The organism is Streptomyces sp. NPDC048419, from assembly GCF_043200415.1.
In the GTDB taxonomy this organism is placed as follows: Bacteria; Actinomycetota; Actinomycetes; order Streptomycetales; family Streptomycetaceae; genus Streptomyces.
In genome coordinates this window covers 232,530-248,169 of the sequence record NZ_JBICXT010000008.1, presented here as the reverse complement: position 1 = coordinate 248,169, position 15,640 = coordinate 232,530, and the positions used below count along the sequence as shown (strand labels likewise).

Below are 15,640 nucleotides of genomic sequence, written 5' to 3'. Positions count from 1 at the left end.
CAAAGTCAGGAGAAGCGAGCCCGGAGTTCGGCTTCGAGGGATTCGAGGGTGCGGCCCTTCGTCTCGGGGACGTAGAGCTTGACGAAGGTGAGCGAGAAGATCCCCGCCACCACGAACAGGAAGAAGGTGCTGGAGATCCCGATCCCGGACACCAGGGACGGGAAGACCAGGCCGATCACGAAGTTGGTCAGCCACAGCACGACGGCCGCGACGCCCATCCCGAAGCCGCGCATCCGCATCGGGAAGATCTCCGACAGCAACAGCCAGGTCACCGGCGAGATCGCGCCCTGCTGGAAGGCGAGGAAGGTGACCGTCATGGCGAGCACCGCGAGCGCCCGCGCGTCGCCCGAGGGCAGCACCAGGGAGAAGACCCCGATCAGCAACAGGGCCGCGGTGGTGCCTACCTGACCGGCCATCAGCATCGGCCGGCGGTTGACCCGGCTCAGCAGCCAGATGCCGACGAAGGTGGCGAGCACGGAGATCACGCCGTTGGCGATGTTCGCCGTCAGGGCGCTGTCGGCGGCGAACCCCGCGTCGGTGAGGATCTGGGTGCCGTAGTACATGATCGTGTCGACGCCGGTGATCTGCTGCACGATCGCGATGCCGCCGGCCCGCGACGATGGCCCCGGCGGCGTTGGCGAAGGACACCGCGCGCCGGGTGCCCCAATCGGACAGCAGCCCGTGGCACAGCGCCCCGCCGAACGCGTCCCCGGCGCCGAGCCCGTTGACCACGTCCACCGGCACCGGCGCGATCTCCGTCGCCGTACCGTCACGATCCATGGCCAGCACACCCCTCGGGCCCTGCTTGACCACCGCCAGCTCCACGCCCGCGGCCAGCAGCGCCTTCGCCGCGGTATAGGGCTCCCGCTCACCGGTGGCGACCTCGACCTCGTCGAGATTGCCCACGGCGACCGTGGTGTGCCGCAGCGCCCGCGCGTAGTACGACCGTGCCTCGGCCGGATCCGCCCAGAACATCGGCCGCCAGTCCAGATCGAACACGGTCGTGCCCGCCCGGGCCCGGTGCTCCAGCGCCGCCAGCGTCGCCGACCGGCTCGGCTCCTCGCTCAGCCCGGTCCCCGTGATCCAGAAGACGCCGGCGTCCCGCACCGCGCCCAGGTCCAGCTCGTCCGGCGCGAGGTCCAGGTCGGGCGCCTTGGGCAGCCGGTAGAAGTACAGCGGGAAGTCGTCGGGCAGGAAGATCTCGCAGAACGTCACCGGAGTGGGCGCGATGTCCGAGGTGCCCACGAAGCGGGCGTCGACCCCGTACCCGGCCAGCGCGGTGCGCACGAAGTCACCGAACGGATCCCGGCCCGTCTTCGTGATCACGGCCGCGGAGTGCCCGTACCGGGCGGCGGCCACCGCGACGTTCGTCGGGCTGCCGCCCAGGTACTTGCCGAACGACGTGACCTCGGCCAGCCCCACGCCGGTCTGAAGCGGATACACATCCACCCCGCAACGGCCCATCGTCAGCACATCCAACGGCATAACGCAGATTTCCCTTCGCTCCGGAGACTCGTGGCACTCTCGCGGAAGAGTTTCTGGTGCGCTCTACTAGCGCGCTCTAGTCCGAGTACGATGGCCCCTGTCCAAATGTCATGTCAATAGCTTGTTGCAGGGAGATTTCCGGACCGCCGCTAAGGTGGCCAGGTCGGAGGGTGGATCACAGGTGGATGCTTCGGGCAAGCAGCGGCCCACGATGGCGGACGTGGCCGAGAAGGCGGGCGTCTCCCGGGCGCTCGTCTCGATCGTGTTCCGCAACCAGCCGGGGGCGAGCGAGGAGACCCGGCAGCGGGTGCTGCGGGTCGCCGACGAGATCGGCTACCGCCCCGACAGTGCGGCCCGGCTGCTGGCCCGCGGCCGTAGCCGCACGATCGGTGTGATGTTCACCGTGCAGCAGACCTTCCACACGGACCTCATCGAGGGCATCTATCCCGAGGCCGAACGGCTCGGCTACGACGTGCTGTTGTCCGCGTCGGCCCAGGGACGAAGCGAGGAGAAGGCGGTCGAGGCGCTGCTCGGCCACCGCTGCGAGGCGCTGATCCTGCTCGGTCCCGACGCCGATCCGGGCTACCTCGACCAGCTCGGGCAGCGCGCCGTCACCGTATCCGTGAGCCGCCGACTGCCGCGCGCCCGCGTCGACTTCGTGCACAGCGCCGAGGGCAAGGGCGTGCGCCAGGCGATGGACCACCTGGTCGAGTTGGGGCACCGGCGGATCGTGCACATCGACGGCGGCCGCGGTCCCGGCTCGGCCGAGCGCCGGCGCGCCTATCGCGCCGCGATGCGCCGCCACGGGCTGCAGGCGCAGGAGCGGGTGATCCCGGGCGAGCACACGGAGAAGTCCGGCATCGAGACCGGACGCATGCTCGTCGCCGAGCGCGACCGGGGCCTGCCCCTGCCGACCGCGGTGCTCGCGGGCAACGACCGTTGTGCGTGGGGCCTGTTGATGACCCTGACCCGGGCCGGTGCCGAGGTTCCGCGCGACGTGTCCGTCGTCGGCTACGACGACACCCACCTCTCCCATCTCATGCCGATCGGGCTGACCACCGTGCGCCAGGACGCGCGGCTCATGGCGGAGCACGCGGTGCAGTTCGCCGTGGAGCGCCTGGAGAAGCCGGAGTTGGAGCCGCGGGAGGCGGTACTGGACCCCAAGCTGGTGATCCGCGGGACGACCGGACCCGTACCGGAACCGGCTGCCTGACCGGGCTGCGGCGCGCACCGGGCGCGCGTCGCCGTCAGGTGCCGGCCGCGACCGCCACACCGAGCAGGAGCAGCACGACACCGGTGACCATGCCCAGCTTGCGCTGGACGGCCGGCCGGGAGCCCAGGGAGCTGCCGCGGTTCACGAACCAGGTGAACAGCAGGTACCAGCAGAAGGTCACCAGGGCCCACAGCCCGACACGACCCTGACTCCGCTGGTGGAGGTGTTCCCGGGGCTGCTGCGCGATGTGGCGCGGGAGCGGGTTGTCGCGTGGCAGGAGGCCGATCAGGAGCCCCCTGCGTGAGGCCCCCTGTGCGATGGCTGTGAAGTCGTGGGAGGGGCAGGCCGGTCATGGCCGATCCCTGCTGCGACGGCGACCGGTCGTCAGGGGGATCGGGTCCGCTCCGGTGACGACGGTGTTGGAGACCGTGCCGATGCCCTCGACGGTGAGCGTGACCGTGTCGGAGCCGAGCACATCGCCGGGGCGCACCCATGTGCCGCGCGAGGCGTAGGAGACCATCTCATCGAAGGTCCAACTCATGTTGGGACTGTCAACCACATGCTCAACTGCCGCGTCAGCGAAGCGTGGTGACCGCGGTGTCATGGAGGACTTCCTCCGCGCGGTCCCATGACCAGCCGCGCTCGACCACGAGCGTCCGCCAGCCGGAGGGCCCGAACCAGAACCACAGAAGGTCGGCCGTCTCCTGCACCGAGTGGGAGGGCGACGCGCTCAGTGCGTGCAGATGGCGCGCGGCGGTGTCGAGCGCCTCGCGGTACGCCGCGGTCGCCCGTTCCCACAACGCCTCGCCGTTCTCGTGGACGGGCAGCGCCTTGCGGATGGCCTCGTGCACGGCGAACTGATCCTCGTTGCCCACGCGCGTGCCGTGAGCCAGAGCCTTCAGGACCGACTCCAGTGTGCGCAGTTCGAGCAGGTCCTTCATGGCCTGCTCGTGTCCGGAGGCGGACACGCCGCGGTCCACGATCCGGTTCAGGATGTCGCTCTTGCTTCCGACGCTCGCGAAGACGGTCTTCGAGGCGACGCCGGCCGCCGCGGCGATGTCGGCGACGGTCACCCGGCCGTAGCCGCGCTCGGCGAAGAGTTCCGTGGCGCGATCGAGGATCAGCGTGTGTGTCCGCGCGGCGGACTGCTCGCGCAGAGGGGAGACGTAGCGGCGCTTGGACGGCATGGCGTCATCGTAAGGTGATGAATTCATTAGGCGTGCTATAACCTCAATACGTCGATCGCAAACCTCACCTCGTGTACCCACCGCTCGCACCGCACACCCGTTGCTCGCACCGCACACGCACCATGCGCTTCGCCGAGCCGTCGAAAGGGATCAACGCAATGGGCATGGACGCCACCGACCTGGCCCACGGCCTCTTCCGGATTCTCGAGACCGGTGATCCGGCGCTCGCGGCGGAGGTCGTGCACGAGGAGTTCCGCAACCGTGAGTCGGCCGTGTCGCCGGCGGCCTGCGCGCTCGCCGGTCCGGCGGGAGTGCTCGCCTCGAGCGCGTGGATGCGCTTCGCCTTCAGTGACCTGCGCTTCCCCGTCCTCGGTGTCGCCCACAACGACCGGCAGGTCTGGATACGGCTGCGCATGCAGGGCCGTCACACGGGGCCCTTCGTCCGCTTCCGGGACGGCGCGCTCGATCAGGCCGTACCGCCGACCGGCCGCGCCGTCGACTGCGAGCAGATCCATGTCCTCGACCTCCGCGACGGCAAGGTGGCCGGCCACGAGGCCGTGCGCGACGACATCGGCATGCTGGGCCAACTGGGCGTCTTCCCGCCGGCCCCGGCCACCGCGCTGCGCATGCTCGCCTGGAAGGTGACCGGGAGGGCGGGCCGCGCCGCCACTCAGGTGGCGGAAGAGTCCGCGACGGCGTCCGCACTGGCGCAGGGCGGTCAGGGTCGGCGCCACTGAGAGGGGTGGGAGGGGTGCGGTGTTGCCGCGTCTGTGTCAGGGCCGGGGTGCGGTGTCACGGCCCCTGTGTCCCGACCGGGGGTGTCACCGCTTCCGCATTCCGGCTGGGGTGCGGCGTCAGCGCTTCCGCATTCCGGCTGGGGTGCGGTGTCACGCGTCTGTGTCCCGGCTGGGGTGCGGTGTCGGGCGTCTGTGTCCCGGCTGGGGTGCGGTGTCACCTCTCCCTCGGTCAGGCCGCGGTGAAGTGCCGCCGTGTCACCCCTCCCGCATCCAGGCCCGGGTGCCGAACGAGGCGCATGAACGCGCTGCCACCGCGGCCGCGCCACGGAGCGCTTCGGCGAACCCTTCCGATGTGAGCGGGCCCTGGGCGGCGGCGAGGTGGTGGGCGAGGGCGCCGTGCAGGAAGTCGCCCGCTCCGAGCGTGTCCGCCACCCGCACCGTGGGCACCTCCACCGCGTCTCCGTCGCCGTCGGGGCCCGCCCACACGATGGGCCGCCCTCCGCGGCTGACGGCCGACCACGCGACCCCGTGTCTCCGCAGAAACCGCAAGGTGTCCGCCACGGTGCCCGCGCCCGGTGGATGGAAGTCGGCCGAGCAGACGGCCACGTCGATGAACGGCAGCAGGTCCTTGGTGCCGTCCTTCCAGCTGCCCGCGTCCAGGACGGTCGTCCGGCCCGCGGCCCGCGCGGCCCGAGCCGTGGTCAGCGCAAGTTCCATGTGATGGCCGTCGAACTCGACGATGTCGCAGGCCGCCACCAAGGTGTCGAGGGCGCCGGGCGGGGTGAGCCGAACGCCGGTGGCGTTCGTGGAGGCGACGGCGCGTTCCCCGCTGGACGCGGTCACCAGGATGGAGGACACGGCGGGCGGCTCGGGTGAGTCGGCCGCCAGATCCGTCACGGTCACGCCCAGTCGTTCGAGGTCGGCCGTGGCCGCCCGTCCGAGCGGATGGGAACCGACCGCGGTGAGCAGCCTGGCCGCACCCCCCAAGTGGCCGAACGCCGCGGCGGCGTTGGCCGCAGGACCGCCCGCTGCGACGGCCTGCGCGCGGGCCGTCAGCTTCTCGTCGGCGCTCGGTACACGGTCCACGAGCTGGATGACGTCCAGCGTGCACAGGCCGACGAACAGCCCTTCAGAGCGACCTTTCCTCGTCGGCTCCACCCGCCGGCACCTCCTCCCGCCCCGACCCCGGTCAGTGTACGAACCGCCGGAAAAGACAACACGTCAGAGCCGGAATGCCTTCTTTGGGCGGTACTTGACGTGCGCTACGGAACACACCGGGTTCAGATGGATTGCGTGCGAAGCCCCATATCTACCCAGCATGGCCGCCCACGACTGCGTCTCGTCGCCGCCCTGGCCGGCCTCCTCCTGTCCCTGTCCGGACTGCCGGCCACGCTCGCGGCAGCCGACGACGTGACCCCCGAACCCCAACCCGTCCCTGTCCCCACACTCATGCGCGGCAGCGCCTACATGGGCATCGGGGTCCGGGCCCACGAGGACACCGGCATGGTGCCCGAGGCCACCCCGGCCCCGCGGGTGACCCAGGCCGAAGGCGTCGACGTCGCCAGCTACCAGGGTGATGTCGCCTGGCCCACCCTGTGGAGCAGCGGCGTCCGATGGGCCTACACGAAGGCCACCGAGGGGACCTACTACACCAACCCCTACTTCACCCAGCAGTACGACGGCCCCTACGGCGTCGGCATGGTCCGTGGCGCCTACCACTTCGCCACGCCGGACACCACCAGCGGTACCACGCAGGCCGACTACTTCCTCGCCCACGGCGGCGGCTGGACCGCAGACGGCAAGACACTTCCCGGCGCGCTCGACATCGAGTGGAACCCCTACGGTGACGCCTGCTACGGCATGTCCAAGAGTGCCATGGTCACCTGGATCAGCGACTTCCTGAAGCGCTACAAGGCGCGCACCCATCGCGACGCCGTCATCTACACCGCCACGGCCTGGTGGTCCGACTGCACGGGCAACTACAACGGGTTCGGTGCCACCAACCCCCTCTGGATCGCCCGCTACGCCTCCTCGGCGGGGACACTCCCCGCGGGCTGGAAGTCGTACACGATGTGGCAGTACACCTCGTCCGGTCCGCACGTGGGCGACCACGATCGTTTCTACGACACCGTGGACAAGCTCCGGAAGTTCGCGACCGGTTGACGGAGCGGAAGCCGACCGAACGCGAACACAGGCAACCCCGATACATCGGATGAGCCAAGCAACACCCATCGGTACTGTTGGTCTGTGTATGAAGCCCTGAACCTGCTTCGTACTCAGCCTGGTTCGGTCATTTGCCCGACAGCACCACTTCTGCCGCCGTCGTTGACAGGGGCACGAAGTCTGCTTACGTTCCCCCAGACACCCGATGTATCGATGATCCGTCAGGTCTGGAGGACGACGATGACCTCGTCGCCGGGGAAACGCTCGCCGATACCGTTCAGAGCCGTGGTCGCCGCACTCTGTGCCGGCCTGGCGTCGACGCTCATGACGACCGGGCCCGCACGGGCCGACCAGGACGCCGCACCCAAGGAGCATGTCTGGGCCGTGTCCGGTCCAGAGCGCGCAGCCCAGGCGCGCGAACCACAGGCGCGGATATCCCTGGACGACACCACCGGGGCACTGAGCCTCGCGGTGTCCCGTGGCGGCCGGGCCGTGATCGAGCCGTCGCCTGTCGGCATCGTCACCGAACAGGCCGACTTCTCCCGGCAGTTGCACTTCCTGCACCGCAAGGACCGGGTGGTCGCCGAGCGGTACCGGGCGAAGTCCGGCAAGCGTTCGGACCGCCGGGTCCTGATGAACGAGACCCGTCTGTCGTTCGCCACGACCGCGGGCGCCCGGATGGACCTCGTCGTCCGTACGTCGGCGGACGGCGTCGCCTACCGATATGTCCTGCCCACCGCCTACGGCGACGTGCTCGGCGAGTCGTCGGCCTTCAACCTGCCGCCGGACGCGAGCGCCTGGCTCAGCACCTACCGGGTCGACAACGAGGGCCCGTTCAACCGGTCGACCGCCGCGACCGCGCCCACCGGCGAGTACTCCGACCAGGCCCTGTTCTCCACCGCCGGCGGCTACACGCTGCTCGCCGAGTCCGACCTCACCGGCCGGTACTCCGGGGCCCGCCTCGCCCACGACCAGGGCACCGGCACCTACCACATCAAGCTCGCCGACGACCGCGTCCACACCGGCGGCCCGCTCGCCACGCCCTGGCGGGCGATGGTGACCGGTGACCTCGCCACCGTCACCCGCTCCACCTTCACCGACGACCTGGCCCCCGCCGCCAAGGTCGACGACACCTCATGGATCCGCCCCGGTACCGTTCTGTGGACCTGGCTGGCCGGTGGCAAGGAAGCCGGGCAGAGCCTCGCGGCGCAGAAGGCCTACGTCGACTACGCCGCCGCACGGCACTGGCCGTACGAGGCCGTCGACGCCGGCTGGTACTTCAGGACCGACGCCTGGGACACCACCGACCCCGACTGGCAGACCGACAGCTGGCTGCCGGAACTCGTCGACTACGCACGGGCCAAGGGCGTCGGCATCGTCGTCTGGATCCACCAGCGCGACCTCGACACCCCCGAGGAACGCGCGCAGTGGCTGCCCACCCTGGAACGGTGGGGAGTCAAGGGCGTCAAGATCGACTTCATGAACTCCGAGGCGCAGTCCATGCTCCAGTGGTACGACGCCATCCTTCCGGAGACCGCCGCCCATCACCTCATGGTCGACTTCCACGGATCGACGATCCCCAAGGGCATCCAGCGCACCTGGCCCCAGGTCATGACCCTGGAGGGCGTCGGCGGCGAGGAGAAGCGGACCAACACCTCCGCCCACCTCACCACCCTGCCCTTCACCCGCAACGTCATCGGCTCCATGGACTTCACCCCCGGCGCCTTCCAGCGCGTCGGCCTGCGACCCAACTCCGACGCGGCCGAGGTCGGTTTGACGGTCGCGTACGAGTCGGGCCTGCAGATGCTCGCGGGCACCCCCGAGTCGTACGACGCCCGGCCGCGCGCCCGCGCCTTCTTCGAGCAGATCCCCGCCGCCTGGGACGACACCCGGCTGCTCGCGGGAGAGCCGGGCCAGGAGGCCGTACTCGCACGCCGCAGCGGCGACCGCTGGTTCCTCGGCGGGGTGTACGCCGGCGCCGCCCGTACCGCGCAGGTCCCTCTGGCCATCGGCACGGGACGGTGGCTGGTGGAGACGATCCAGGACGGCACCGACGGACTCGTCCCGCATCGCCGGGTGCTGCGCGGCGGCGACACCTTCGACGTCGATGTCGTCGCCGGCGGCGGCTTCGGCGGAATCGCCTGCCCATGGCACCCGGGCGTCACCAGCTGCTACCGGTGACACGGCAGTTGGGCCTCCTGCGCCGCCGCCGTCATTGACGGCGGCGGCGACACAGCCTCGTCCGGCGGACCGGGCGTAAACCGGGTCAGGCCGTACGGCTCCGGGAGCGAAGCATCCTGCGGACGACGTCCGAACGCTCGAGAAGCGTCTTGCGGACCACCGGAGCCGCGTCGTCGGCGGCGTGCCGGGCGGTGTCGACGTAGGCGTCGTCGACGGCGTGCGGCGGGAAGAGGCGGTTGGTGAAGACCATCGCCAGGATCATGCCGCCCTGGTCCAGACGAGGAATCGCCTCCAGGTAGTGCTCGGCGTACGGGGCCAGAACTGTCTCCTGGGCAGGGCGCCAGAAGGCGGTCGCCACCTGGCCGACCGCGTGCACGGGAACGGCGCGCTCCACGGCGACCTTCCGCCAGACCTCCGCCTTGGCGTCGGCGTCGGGCCGGGCGGCCCTTACCGTGAGGGCGCGGATCCAGGCGTCGGGGTCAGGGTCGCGTTCGAGCAGCCGGGCCGCGTCGGAGGCCACGTCACCGCCCAGCTCCGCCTCGCGGACCAGCGCGCGCCAGTGCAGGTCGACGTCGTCGCCCGCCTGTTCGCGCAACCAGGCCAGGTCGTCCGCGGTCGTCGCGGTGCGGGCCAGCCCGCGCAGTGCGACCTGCCGGCGGCCCGGGTCGGAGGCGAGACGGCGGCAGACGGCCGCCACCGCCGCGGTCAGAGCGGGGCGTTCGCCGGGCGGTGCCCACAGTTCGGCGATGTCGGAGGCGAGTGCCAGATACGGCTCGATCACCGCGTCGGACGTCTCGACCTCCAGGATCGAGGTGATGCACCGGCCGGCCTCCGCCGCCGAGACCTCACCGGTCGTCAGCATGTCCCAGACGGTGGCGGCGGCCACGCCCCGCGAGATGGCCGTGGGCAGTTGCGCGGCCGCGGCGAAGAGGGCGTCTCTCGTGGCGGCGTCGGGGCGGGCGGTGGCGAAGGTGAGGTCGTCGTCGTTGATCAGGAGGACGTCCGCGCCGGCCGGGAGACCGGTGAGCTCGGTCCGGGTCCGCGTCACCTCCACGCGCTCCAGCGCCGTACGCTCCAGCGCCCGGCCGTTGCGGCGGTACGCGCCCACCGCGAGCACCTGCGGACGCGGGGTGCCGGCGGCGACCAGCGTGACCCGCTCGCCGTCGCGCTCGACGGTGAAGCGGTCGGTGCCGGCCGTCGCGAGCCATGCCGTGCGCCAGGTGTCCAGGTCGCGTCCGCCGGCCTTCGCGAGGGCGTCGATCAGGTCCTGGAGTGTGGTGTTGCCCCAGGCGTGCCGGGCGAAGTAGGCGGCCATACCGGCCCGGAAGTGCTCCTCACCCACGTACGTCATCAGCTGCTGGAGGACGGACGCGCCCTTGGGATACGTGATGTTGTCGAAGATCGACGCGGCCTGGGCGACGTCGTGGATGGGCTGGTGGATCGGGTGCGACGCGGGCCCCTGGTCGGCCAGGTACGCCTTCAGTTTGTCGCCGACCAGATGGCCCGCCCAGGCGTCGGTGTACCGGGTGGCGCCCTCGGCCGCCCAGTGGCAGGCGAACTCCGCGAACGCCTCGTTCAGCCAGAGGTCGTCCCACCAGCGCATCGTGACGATGTTGCCGAACCACATGTGCGCCATCTCGTGCAGCAGCACCACGGCCAGCAGCTCCCGCTCCGCGGGCGTCGGCGTCGCGCGCTGCAGGAAGCCGTCCGACCAGGTCACACAGCCGTAGTTCTCCATCGCGCCGCCGAACTCCGGCGCGAACACCTGGTCGTACTTGCGCTGCGGGAACGGCATCGCGAAGGCCTCGCCGTAGAAGGCCAGACCCTGGCGGGTGAGGGTGAAGATCTCGTCGGCGTCGCGATCGAGGACGTCGGCGAGGGAACGGCGGGCGAAGAGGCCGAGGTCGTGGCCGTCGGCCTCGCGGCGCAGCTCGTGGAAGGGCCCCGCGTTGACGACGGTGTTGTACACGGCCAGCGGCGGAGTGTCGGGGAAGACCCAGCGACGGGCCGCGCCCAGGTCCTCGACGCGCGGGTCACCGGAATTGCTCGTGACGATCCACGCCGAGGGGGCCGTCACCGTGAAGGCGTGCGGCGCCTTGAGGTCGGGCTGGTCGAAACAGGCCCAGACGAACCGGGCCTCGTCCGGCTCGAAGCTCGTCCACACATAGACCTCGCCGTCCGCCGGGTCGACGGCCCTGTGCACGCCCTCGCCCGTCGCGGTCTCGGCCTGGACACTCTCCACGCGTAGAACATTGCGCTCGCTGAGACCCGGCAGCGGGATACGGCCGTCCGCCGTGGGGGACACCGGCCTGCCGTTCAGCGTCGCGCCGACCACCTGCGCCGCGCAGTCCACGAAGGTCTCCGCGCCCGGCTCACGACATGTGAAGGCCACGGTGGAGACACAGCGGACCTCCGGGCCGTCGGGCAGGGCGGTGAAATCGATGTCCACGTCGTACCGCTCGACGGTCAACAGCGCGGCCCGGCGCTCCGCTTCGGTGCGGGTCAGGCTTCGGATCCCCATGCGTTCTCCCTCTTCGGACATCGGGCGCAAGCGTATGCCGGAGGACGGCGGAGTCCGCAGCGGTTTTTCGGGGGTGTGTCCCTGAGCCGGCATGCGCGGGCGGGCCGCGCATTAGACTCGCATCATGATCTGTCGCGTATGGCGAGGATGGACCACCACGGAGGACGCCGACGCCTACGAGCGCATCGTCCGGGGGCAGGTGATCCCCGGCATCGAGGAGCGGCACATCCCGGGATTCCTCTCGATCGACCTGGCGCGGCGCGAGCGGGACGACGACGTGGAGTTCATGACCATCATGTGGTTCACATCCCTCGCGGCCGTCCAGTCCTTCATGGGTGAGGACTACGAGACGGCACACGTGCCCGCGGCGGCACAGGCGGTGCTCTCGGACTACGACAGGCGATCGGCGCACTACGAGGTCCTGGACCGCCGCGAACAGCAGAGCTGAGCGAGCGGTCAGATCCCCACCGGCAGAGGCGCCCCCGTGTCGCACAGATGCTTGAGGGCCGCGGCGAAGGAATAGCAGTCGAAAAGAGCCGAATGCTCTTGCCCGGCCGCGGGCTTGGGGAGCCCGAGCAACTGCCAGAGGCGCCCTACGTTGGCGGACGAGGTCACCGGTGCGACGGTGTTGACCCAGGGCCGCACATTGACGAAGTGGGCACCGAGAAAACCGTTCTTGACCTCCTCGCCCCGGGCTCGCGCCCAGCCCACATTCTCCCCGAGCACGACCATGTCGTTGCCGTAGGAGAGCACCGACTGATCCCGGCAGAAGCCCAGGAACTCACCGAGTGCCTCGGCCGGGGACAGCCCGTCCCGGTCCACGGCCTCCTGGCCGATTCCGGTGAGCTCGGTGAAGTACGCCGACAACCGCGGATTGACCACGGGCCGGACCAGCGCCTCGTACTCCTCGGCGACGGAGAAGTCCTCGCGCAGGCGCAGCGCCCCGACCTGCACGATCTCCCGAAGCTGCCCCGTCGCCGACCAGTCCTGCTCAAGCGACCCCGGCCAAGTCGTGAATTCGAGATCGAACAGAACGAACGTACGCACAACGGCTCACCTCTGGCTGGGTCGTCAACTGTGCCTGCGACGGCTGAGGTTCATCCTCGCCCGGTCAGAGCGGGAAGTGCGGGAACCGTCCCCGCGAGCCACCCATCGGGTTCGGTGTTGAAGCGCGGGGCCGCCGTGGTCTCCCACCAGGAACGGACCGCCGTGGTGCGTACGGTCTCGCCGGTCCGTTTGTCGACGTACTCGACCGGGCGCTCGCCGGTACGGCGTACGGTGACGCGTCCGCGCTTGCAGCCGTCGGGGTAGTCGTTCCAGTTCACGCCTGCCTCGGACCACAGCAGTTCCTGCATGCCGTTCGTGGATACGCCGTTGAGCCGCCGGTGGGAGAAGTGGGTCTGCGCGGCCATGCCGATGGAATTGCGCACGGCGTCGCGCTGCCGCCACAGGAAGTAGTTCGCCACCTCGACGGGATCGGAAAGGGTGAACACGCGAGCGTCGAAAAGCGCACGCCGCCCGGGCCGGCGCTCATTGAGCACCGCCGTCGCCAACGAGGCCGTGACGCTGAGCCACTTCGCCGCGACGCCACCGAACCAGGGCTCGGCGTGCTCACTGGCGAAGTCCGTGACCAGCACGCTGACCTCGTCGGACTGCGTGTAGGCGAACACGGCACCCGAGATCTCGGCACACAGGGCCTCGGCGGTGGCGTCCATGTCGCCCATGAACACCTCGTCGAACGGCGTGGCCGCAGCCCGCAGATACGAGTGCGCCGAGCGGATGTCGACCCTGATCATCGTGTACGTGCGACGAGGCAGAAGGCTGCGATACGACGCCTCGTGCCTCTTCATCCTGTCGTCGAGCGCGGTCGCGGCACTCACGGTCTTGGCTCCCCCTTCAGACTGGGATCTCTACCGGCCCGCTCGCATCTTTCACGAAACCTTCGGTTGCAGGCGAGGCATTTGAACTGCTGCGCCCCTTCGCGGCTCCCTGTTGAACCGGATCGGTTCGATAAGCAGTGGAGGCGCTCGACCCGGCATGTCAGCCTGATGCGCATGTCCTCGACCTCCGAGCAGCTGCTGCGGGAGCTGCATGCCTCCCTCGGGCAGCGCAAGCGCCCCGAGGACGTGGCCCAGTTGATCCATGACCTCCTCGACGCGACACCGGGCGGGCTGGACCGAACCACCCGCAAGGCCCTCGACAAGGCCACCCGGAACTCACTGCGCCGGCTGTGGCACGGCTACACCTCGATGCTGGAGGAGTTCGCGCGGCCCGTCGGCGCCCAGCGCCAACTGGCGCGTGCGGCCCAGCTGTTCGGCACGGTGAGCGAGCTCCCCGCCGAGGTCGGCGACGACCCGGAGCGGGTCGAGGCGGTCATCCGGTCCGCGGGCGAGGAGATCAGCAAGGAGTACGGGCGGAGTGACTTCCTCGCCGACCGGCTCAACCGTGACGAGCGCGCCGGGGCAGGGCTGGGTGAGATGTCCAAGCGGCAGTACAACAAGCGGTTCCGGCTGCTGCGGCGCTTGGAGGCCAAGCTCGCGCGCATCATGGTCGAGCAGCACAAGCGCGAGATCACGATGATCGGCAAGAGCGGACTCGCCTCGCGGCTGCCGTACGAGGAGTTCGCGGCCGATCCCGGGACGGCGGCGTTCATCGCGTACCTGACCGCGCGGGCCAATCTGCGCAGCGAGTTCACCGTCCAGGGACAGCAGCGCCCGTATGACGAGGTGGCTCATGCGCTGTTCCGGCGGCTCGACGCGCGGACGGCGAACTGGTTCGCCGTCGCTCAGGTGCACCCCACCGCCGAGGTGCTCAAGCAGGTGGGCGACGAGCAGCGGGGGCTGCTGCTGGGCCGCTGGTACCGCATTCTGCTCGACGTGGCGGAGCAGTTGGAGACGTTGTGGCACAGACGGGGGGTGGACCGTACGACGATGATCGTCGAGCGCGGGCAGGACTCCACCAGCTGGAACCAGGCGGCTCGGGCCTGGACCACGGCGCGTGCGAACTGGTTCGCGCTACTGGAGGCGATGGGCGCGCAGAGCATCCTCGAGCGGCTCTGCCCCGGCAAGGTGCCGCTGCTCGTCGCGGCAGACGTGGCCGCCTGGCACCGGGAGTCGGGCGGGGGGCTGCACCCGGACACCGATGTGTGGGCCGAACTGCCCCTGCCCTGGCACGTGTTGCGCGGTGAGGCTGAGTGCCCGCAGTGGCTCGTCGAGCAGGTGTGCCGACGCCATGGGGTCGATGCGGAGCGCGGTGGCTGGACGCGCGCTCGGCGGGTGGTGCACGCGGTGCCGTTCCGGGCGACGCCCGAGCTGGTGCACGGCGTGAGCGTCGCCGATCCTGTGCTGGCGTCGCTGCTGCGGTCGGCGGGGTTCTTCTCCGGTAAGCCGCTGCGGCCCGCGGCGGCGGAAATCCGTTGACCTCCCCGCCGGGCGGTGGGGAGGATCAGGACCCGACGAGGTAGCTCAGTGGTGGAGCGGCCGGCTCCAAACCGGCTGGACGCAGGTTCGAGCCCTGCCCGCGTCGGTCGGCTCATGGGCACCGGGAAGCTCTGCGGTGGAGCGCCTGGCTCGGGACCGGGTGGACGTAGGTTCGAATCCTGCCCCGGTGTCCATGTGCCGTCCCGACGGGTTCGAAAAAAAACTTGGGCGGCGATGTCGAGAACCGTGGGCCTGCTCCGTCCCCGCAGTGAACGTGACCACAATGGGTCGCACCAGCGAGGAGGATCACGATGGCCAAGTACCTGCTGCTCAAGCACTACCGCGGCGCTCCGGAGGCGGTGAACGACGTCCCCATGGAGCAGTGGACGCCGGAGGAGATCTCCGCGCACGTGCAGTACATGAACGACTTCGCGGCCCGGCTCGAGAAGTCCGGCGAGTTCGTGGACAGCACGGCGCTCGCGCCCGAGGGGACCTTCGTCCGCTACGACGGCGAGGGGCGGCCGCCGGTCACCGACGGGCCGTTCGCGGAGACCAAGGACCTCATCGCCGGGTGGATGATCATCGACGTCGACAGCGAGGAGCGCGCGGTGGAGCTGGCCGGGGAACTGTCGGCGGCCCCCGGGGCGGGCGGCAAGCCGATCCACGAGTGGCTCGAGCTGCGCCCGCTGCTGACCGCGTCGCACACCGACCTGGAGTGTCCCTGCACGTGACGC

13 protein-coding genes, 2 tRNA genes and 3 pseudogenes are annotated in these 15,640 nt (G+C 70.2%); 9 read left to right on the top strand and 9 right to left on the bottom strand.

Going from position 1 to position 15,640, the window contains the following annotated elements; genetic code table 11:
* Positions 1-5: 5 nt before the first annotated feature.
* Both ACGFYN_RS19550 and iolC read right to left on the bottom strand, forming a co-directional pair.
* Positions 6-605 (bottom strand): annotated as a pseudogene (locus ACGFYN_RS19550) (MFS transporter); the annotation flags it as partial.
* Position 606: 1 nt separating this feature from the next.
* Positions 607-1,485, bottom strand: a pseudogene (gene iolC, locus ACGFYN_RS19545) (5-dehydro-2-deoxygluconokinase); the annotation flags it as partial.
* 211 nt (positions 1,486-1,696) lie between these two features.
* On the opposite strand from iolC, the gene ACGFYN_RS19540 reads away from it, so the two are divergent.
* Positions 1,697-2,698, top strand: coding sequence for a LacI family DNA-binding transcriptional regulator (locus tag ACGFYN_RS19540; RefSeq protein ID WP_393867132.1), 1,002 nt, complete (start codon positions 1,697-1,699; stop codon positions 2,696-2,698).
* A gap of 34 nt (positions 2,699-2,732) precedes the next feature.
* Here ACGFYN_RS19540 and ACGFYN_RS19535 read toward each other — a convergent pair whose 3' ends face one another.
* From ACGFYN_RS19535 to ACGFYN_RS19525, 3 genes and pseudogenes are all read right to left on the bottom strand, one after another.
* Positions 2,733-2,879 carry a hypothetical protein gene (locus ACGFYN_RS19535; protein ID WP_393867061.1) on the bottom strand — a complete coding sequence of 49 codons (147 nt, stop codon included), beginning with the start codon at positions 2,877-2,879 and terminating at the stop codon, positions 2,733-2,735.
* A 168-nt stretch (positions 2,880-3,047) separates the two neighbouring features.
* Positions 3,048-3,242, bottom strand: a pseudogene (locus tag ACGFYN_RS19530) (hydroxylase); the annotation flags it as partial.
* 31 nt (positions 3,243-3,273) lie between these two features.
* Positions 3,274-3,885, bottom strand: coding sequence for a TetR/AcrR family transcriptional regulator (locus ACGFYN_RS19525; RefSeq protein WP_393867060.1), 612 nt, complete (start codon positions 3,883-3,885; stop codon positions 3,274-3,276).
* 164 nt (positions 3,886-4,049) lie between these two features.
* Here ACGFYN_RS19525 and ACGFYN_RS19520 point away from each other — a divergent pair, with 164 nt between their 5' ends.
* Complete coding sequence (locus ACGFYN_RS19520) at positions 4,050-4,622, top strand: ester cyclase (RefSeq protein WP_393867059.1); 573 nt, start codon at positions 4,050-4,052, stop codon at positions 4,620-4,622.
* Between the two features lie 255 nt (positions 4,623-4,877).
* Here ACGFYN_RS19520 and ACGFYN_RS19515 read toward each other — a convergent pair whose 3' ends face one another.
* Positions 4,878-5,780, bottom strand: a complete 903-nt coding sequence (locus tag ACGFYN_RS19515; protein ID WP_393867058.1) for a PfkB family carbohydrate kinase — start codon at positions 5,778-5,780, stop codon at positions 4,878-4,880.
* Between the two features lie 126 nt (positions 5,781-5,906).
* Here ACGFYN_RS19515 and ACGFYN_RS19510 point away from each other — a divergent pair, with 126 nt between their 5' ends.
* Together ACGFYN_RS19510 and ACGFYN_RS19505 are read left to right on the top strand one after the other, a co-directional pair.
* Positions 5,907-6,785, top strand: coding sequence for a lysozyme (locus tag ACGFYN_RS19510; protein ID WP_393867057.1), 879 nt, complete (start codon positions 5,907-5,909; stop codon positions 6,783-6,785).
* A gap of 240 nt (positions 6,786-7,025) precedes the next feature.
* Positions 7,026-8,966, top strand: a complete 1,941-nt coding sequence (locus ACGFYN_RS19505; protein ID WP_393867056.1) for a glycoside hydrolase family 97 catalytic domain-containing protein — start codon at positions 7,026-7,028, stop codon at positions 8,964-8,966.
* 85 nt (positions 8,967-9,051) lie between these two features.
* Here ACGFYN_RS19505 and pepN read toward each other — a convergent pair whose 3' ends face one another.
* A complete protein-coding gene (gene pepN, locus ACGFYN_RS19500; protein ID WP_393867055.1) occupies positions 9,052-11,487 on the bottom strand; it encodes an aminopeptidase N in 2,436 nt (811 codons plus the stop codon).
* A 124-nt stretch (positions 11,488-11,611) separates the two neighbouring features.
* On the opposite strand from pepN, the gene ACGFYN_RS19495 reads away from it, so the two are divergent.
* Positions 11,612-11,935, top strand: a complete 324-nt coding sequence (locus ACGFYN_RS19495; protein ID WP_393867054.1) for an antibiotic biosynthesis monooxygenase — start codon at positions 11,612-11,614, stop codon at positions 11,933-11,935.
* A gap of 8 nt (positions 11,936-11,943) precedes the next feature.
* On the opposite strand, the gene ACGFYN_RS19490 is transcribed toward ACGFYN_RS19495, so the two are convergent.
* Positions 11,944-12,534 carry an exonuclease domain-containing protein gene (locus ACGFYN_RS19490; protein ID WP_393867053.1) on the bottom strand — a complete coding sequence of 197 codons (591 nt, stop codon included), beginning with the start codon at positions 12,532-12,534 and terminating at the stop codon, positions 11,944-11,946.
* A 50-nt stretch (positions 12,535-12,584) separates the two neighbouring features.
* Complete coding sequence (locus tag ACGFYN_RS19485) at positions 12,585-13,367, bottom strand: tRNA(His) guanylyltransferase Thg1 family protein (RefSeq protein ID WP_393867052.1); 783 nt, start codon at positions 13,365-13,367, stop codon at positions 12,585-12,587.
* Positions 13,368-13,541: 174 nt separating this feature from the next.
* Between ACGFYN_RS19485 and ACGFYN_RS19480 the strand changes: the two genes are divergently transcribed.
* The 4 genes from ACGFYN_RS19480 (at position 13,542) to ACGFYN_RS19465 (ending at position 15,637) form a co-directional block, all read left to right on the top strand.
* On the top strand, positions 13,542-14,906 hold the full coding sequence (locus ACGFYN_RS19480; RefSeq protein WP_393867051.1) for a hypothetical protein: 1,365 nt from the start codon (positions 13,542-13,544) through the stop codon (positions 14,904-14,906).
* Between the two features lie 34 nt (positions 14,907-14,940).
* A tRNA-Trp gene (locus ACGFYN_RS19475) sits at positions 14,941-15,012 on the top strand.
* A 13-nt stretch (positions 15,013-15,025) separates the two neighbouring features.
* Positions 15,026-15,100 (top strand) — tRNA-Pro (locus tag ACGFYN_RS19470).
* 117 nt (positions 15,101-15,217) lie between these two features.
* On the top strand, positions 15,218-15,637 hold the full coding sequence (locus ACGFYN_RS19465; protein WP_393867050.1) for a YciI family protein: 420 nt from the start codon (positions 15,218-15,220) through the stop codon (positions 15,635-15,637).
* The last annotated feature ends 3 nt before the right edge of the window (positions 15,638-15,640 follow it).

Bases quoted from the DNA above. Each gene is read 5' to 3' on its own strand.
- ACGFYN_RS19540 (WP_393867132.1), top strand. From the start codon at position 1,697: ATGGCGGACGTGGCCGAGAAGGCGGGCGTCTCCCGGGCGCTCGTCTCG.
- ACGFYN_RS19525 (WP_393867060.1), bottom strand. From the start codon at position 3,885: ATGCCGTCCAAGCGCCGCTACGTCTCCCCTCTGCGCGAGCAGTCCGCC.
- ACGFYN_RS19520 (WP_393867059.1), top strand. From the start codon at position 4,050: ATGGACGCCACCGACCTGGCCCACGGCCTCTTCCGGATTCTCGAGACC.
- ACGFYN_RS19510 (WP_393867057.1), top strand. From the start codon at position 5,907: ATGGATTGCGTGCGAAGCCCCATATCTACCCAGCATGGCCGCCCACGA.
- ACGFYN_RS19505 (WP_393867056.1), top strand. From the start codon at position 7,026: ATGACCTCGTCGCCGGGGAAACGCTCGCCGATACCGTTCAGAGCCGTG.
- pepN (WP_393867055.1), bottom strand. From the start codon at position 11,487: ATGGGGATCCGAAGCCTGACCCGCACCGAAGCGGAGCGCCGGGCCGCG.
- ACGFYN_RS19495 (WP_393867054.1), top strand. From the start codon at position 11,612: ATGATCTGTCGCGTATGGCGAGGATGGACCACCACGGAGGACGCCGAC.
- ACGFYN_RS19480 (WP_393867051.1), top strand. From the start codon at position 13,542: ATGTCCTCGACCTCCGAGCAGCTGCTGCGGGAGCTGCATGCCTCCCTC.
- ACGFYN_RS19465 (WP_393867050.1), top strand. From the start codon at position 15,218: ATGGCCAAGTACCTGCTGCTCAAGCACTACCGCGGCGCTCCGGAGGCG.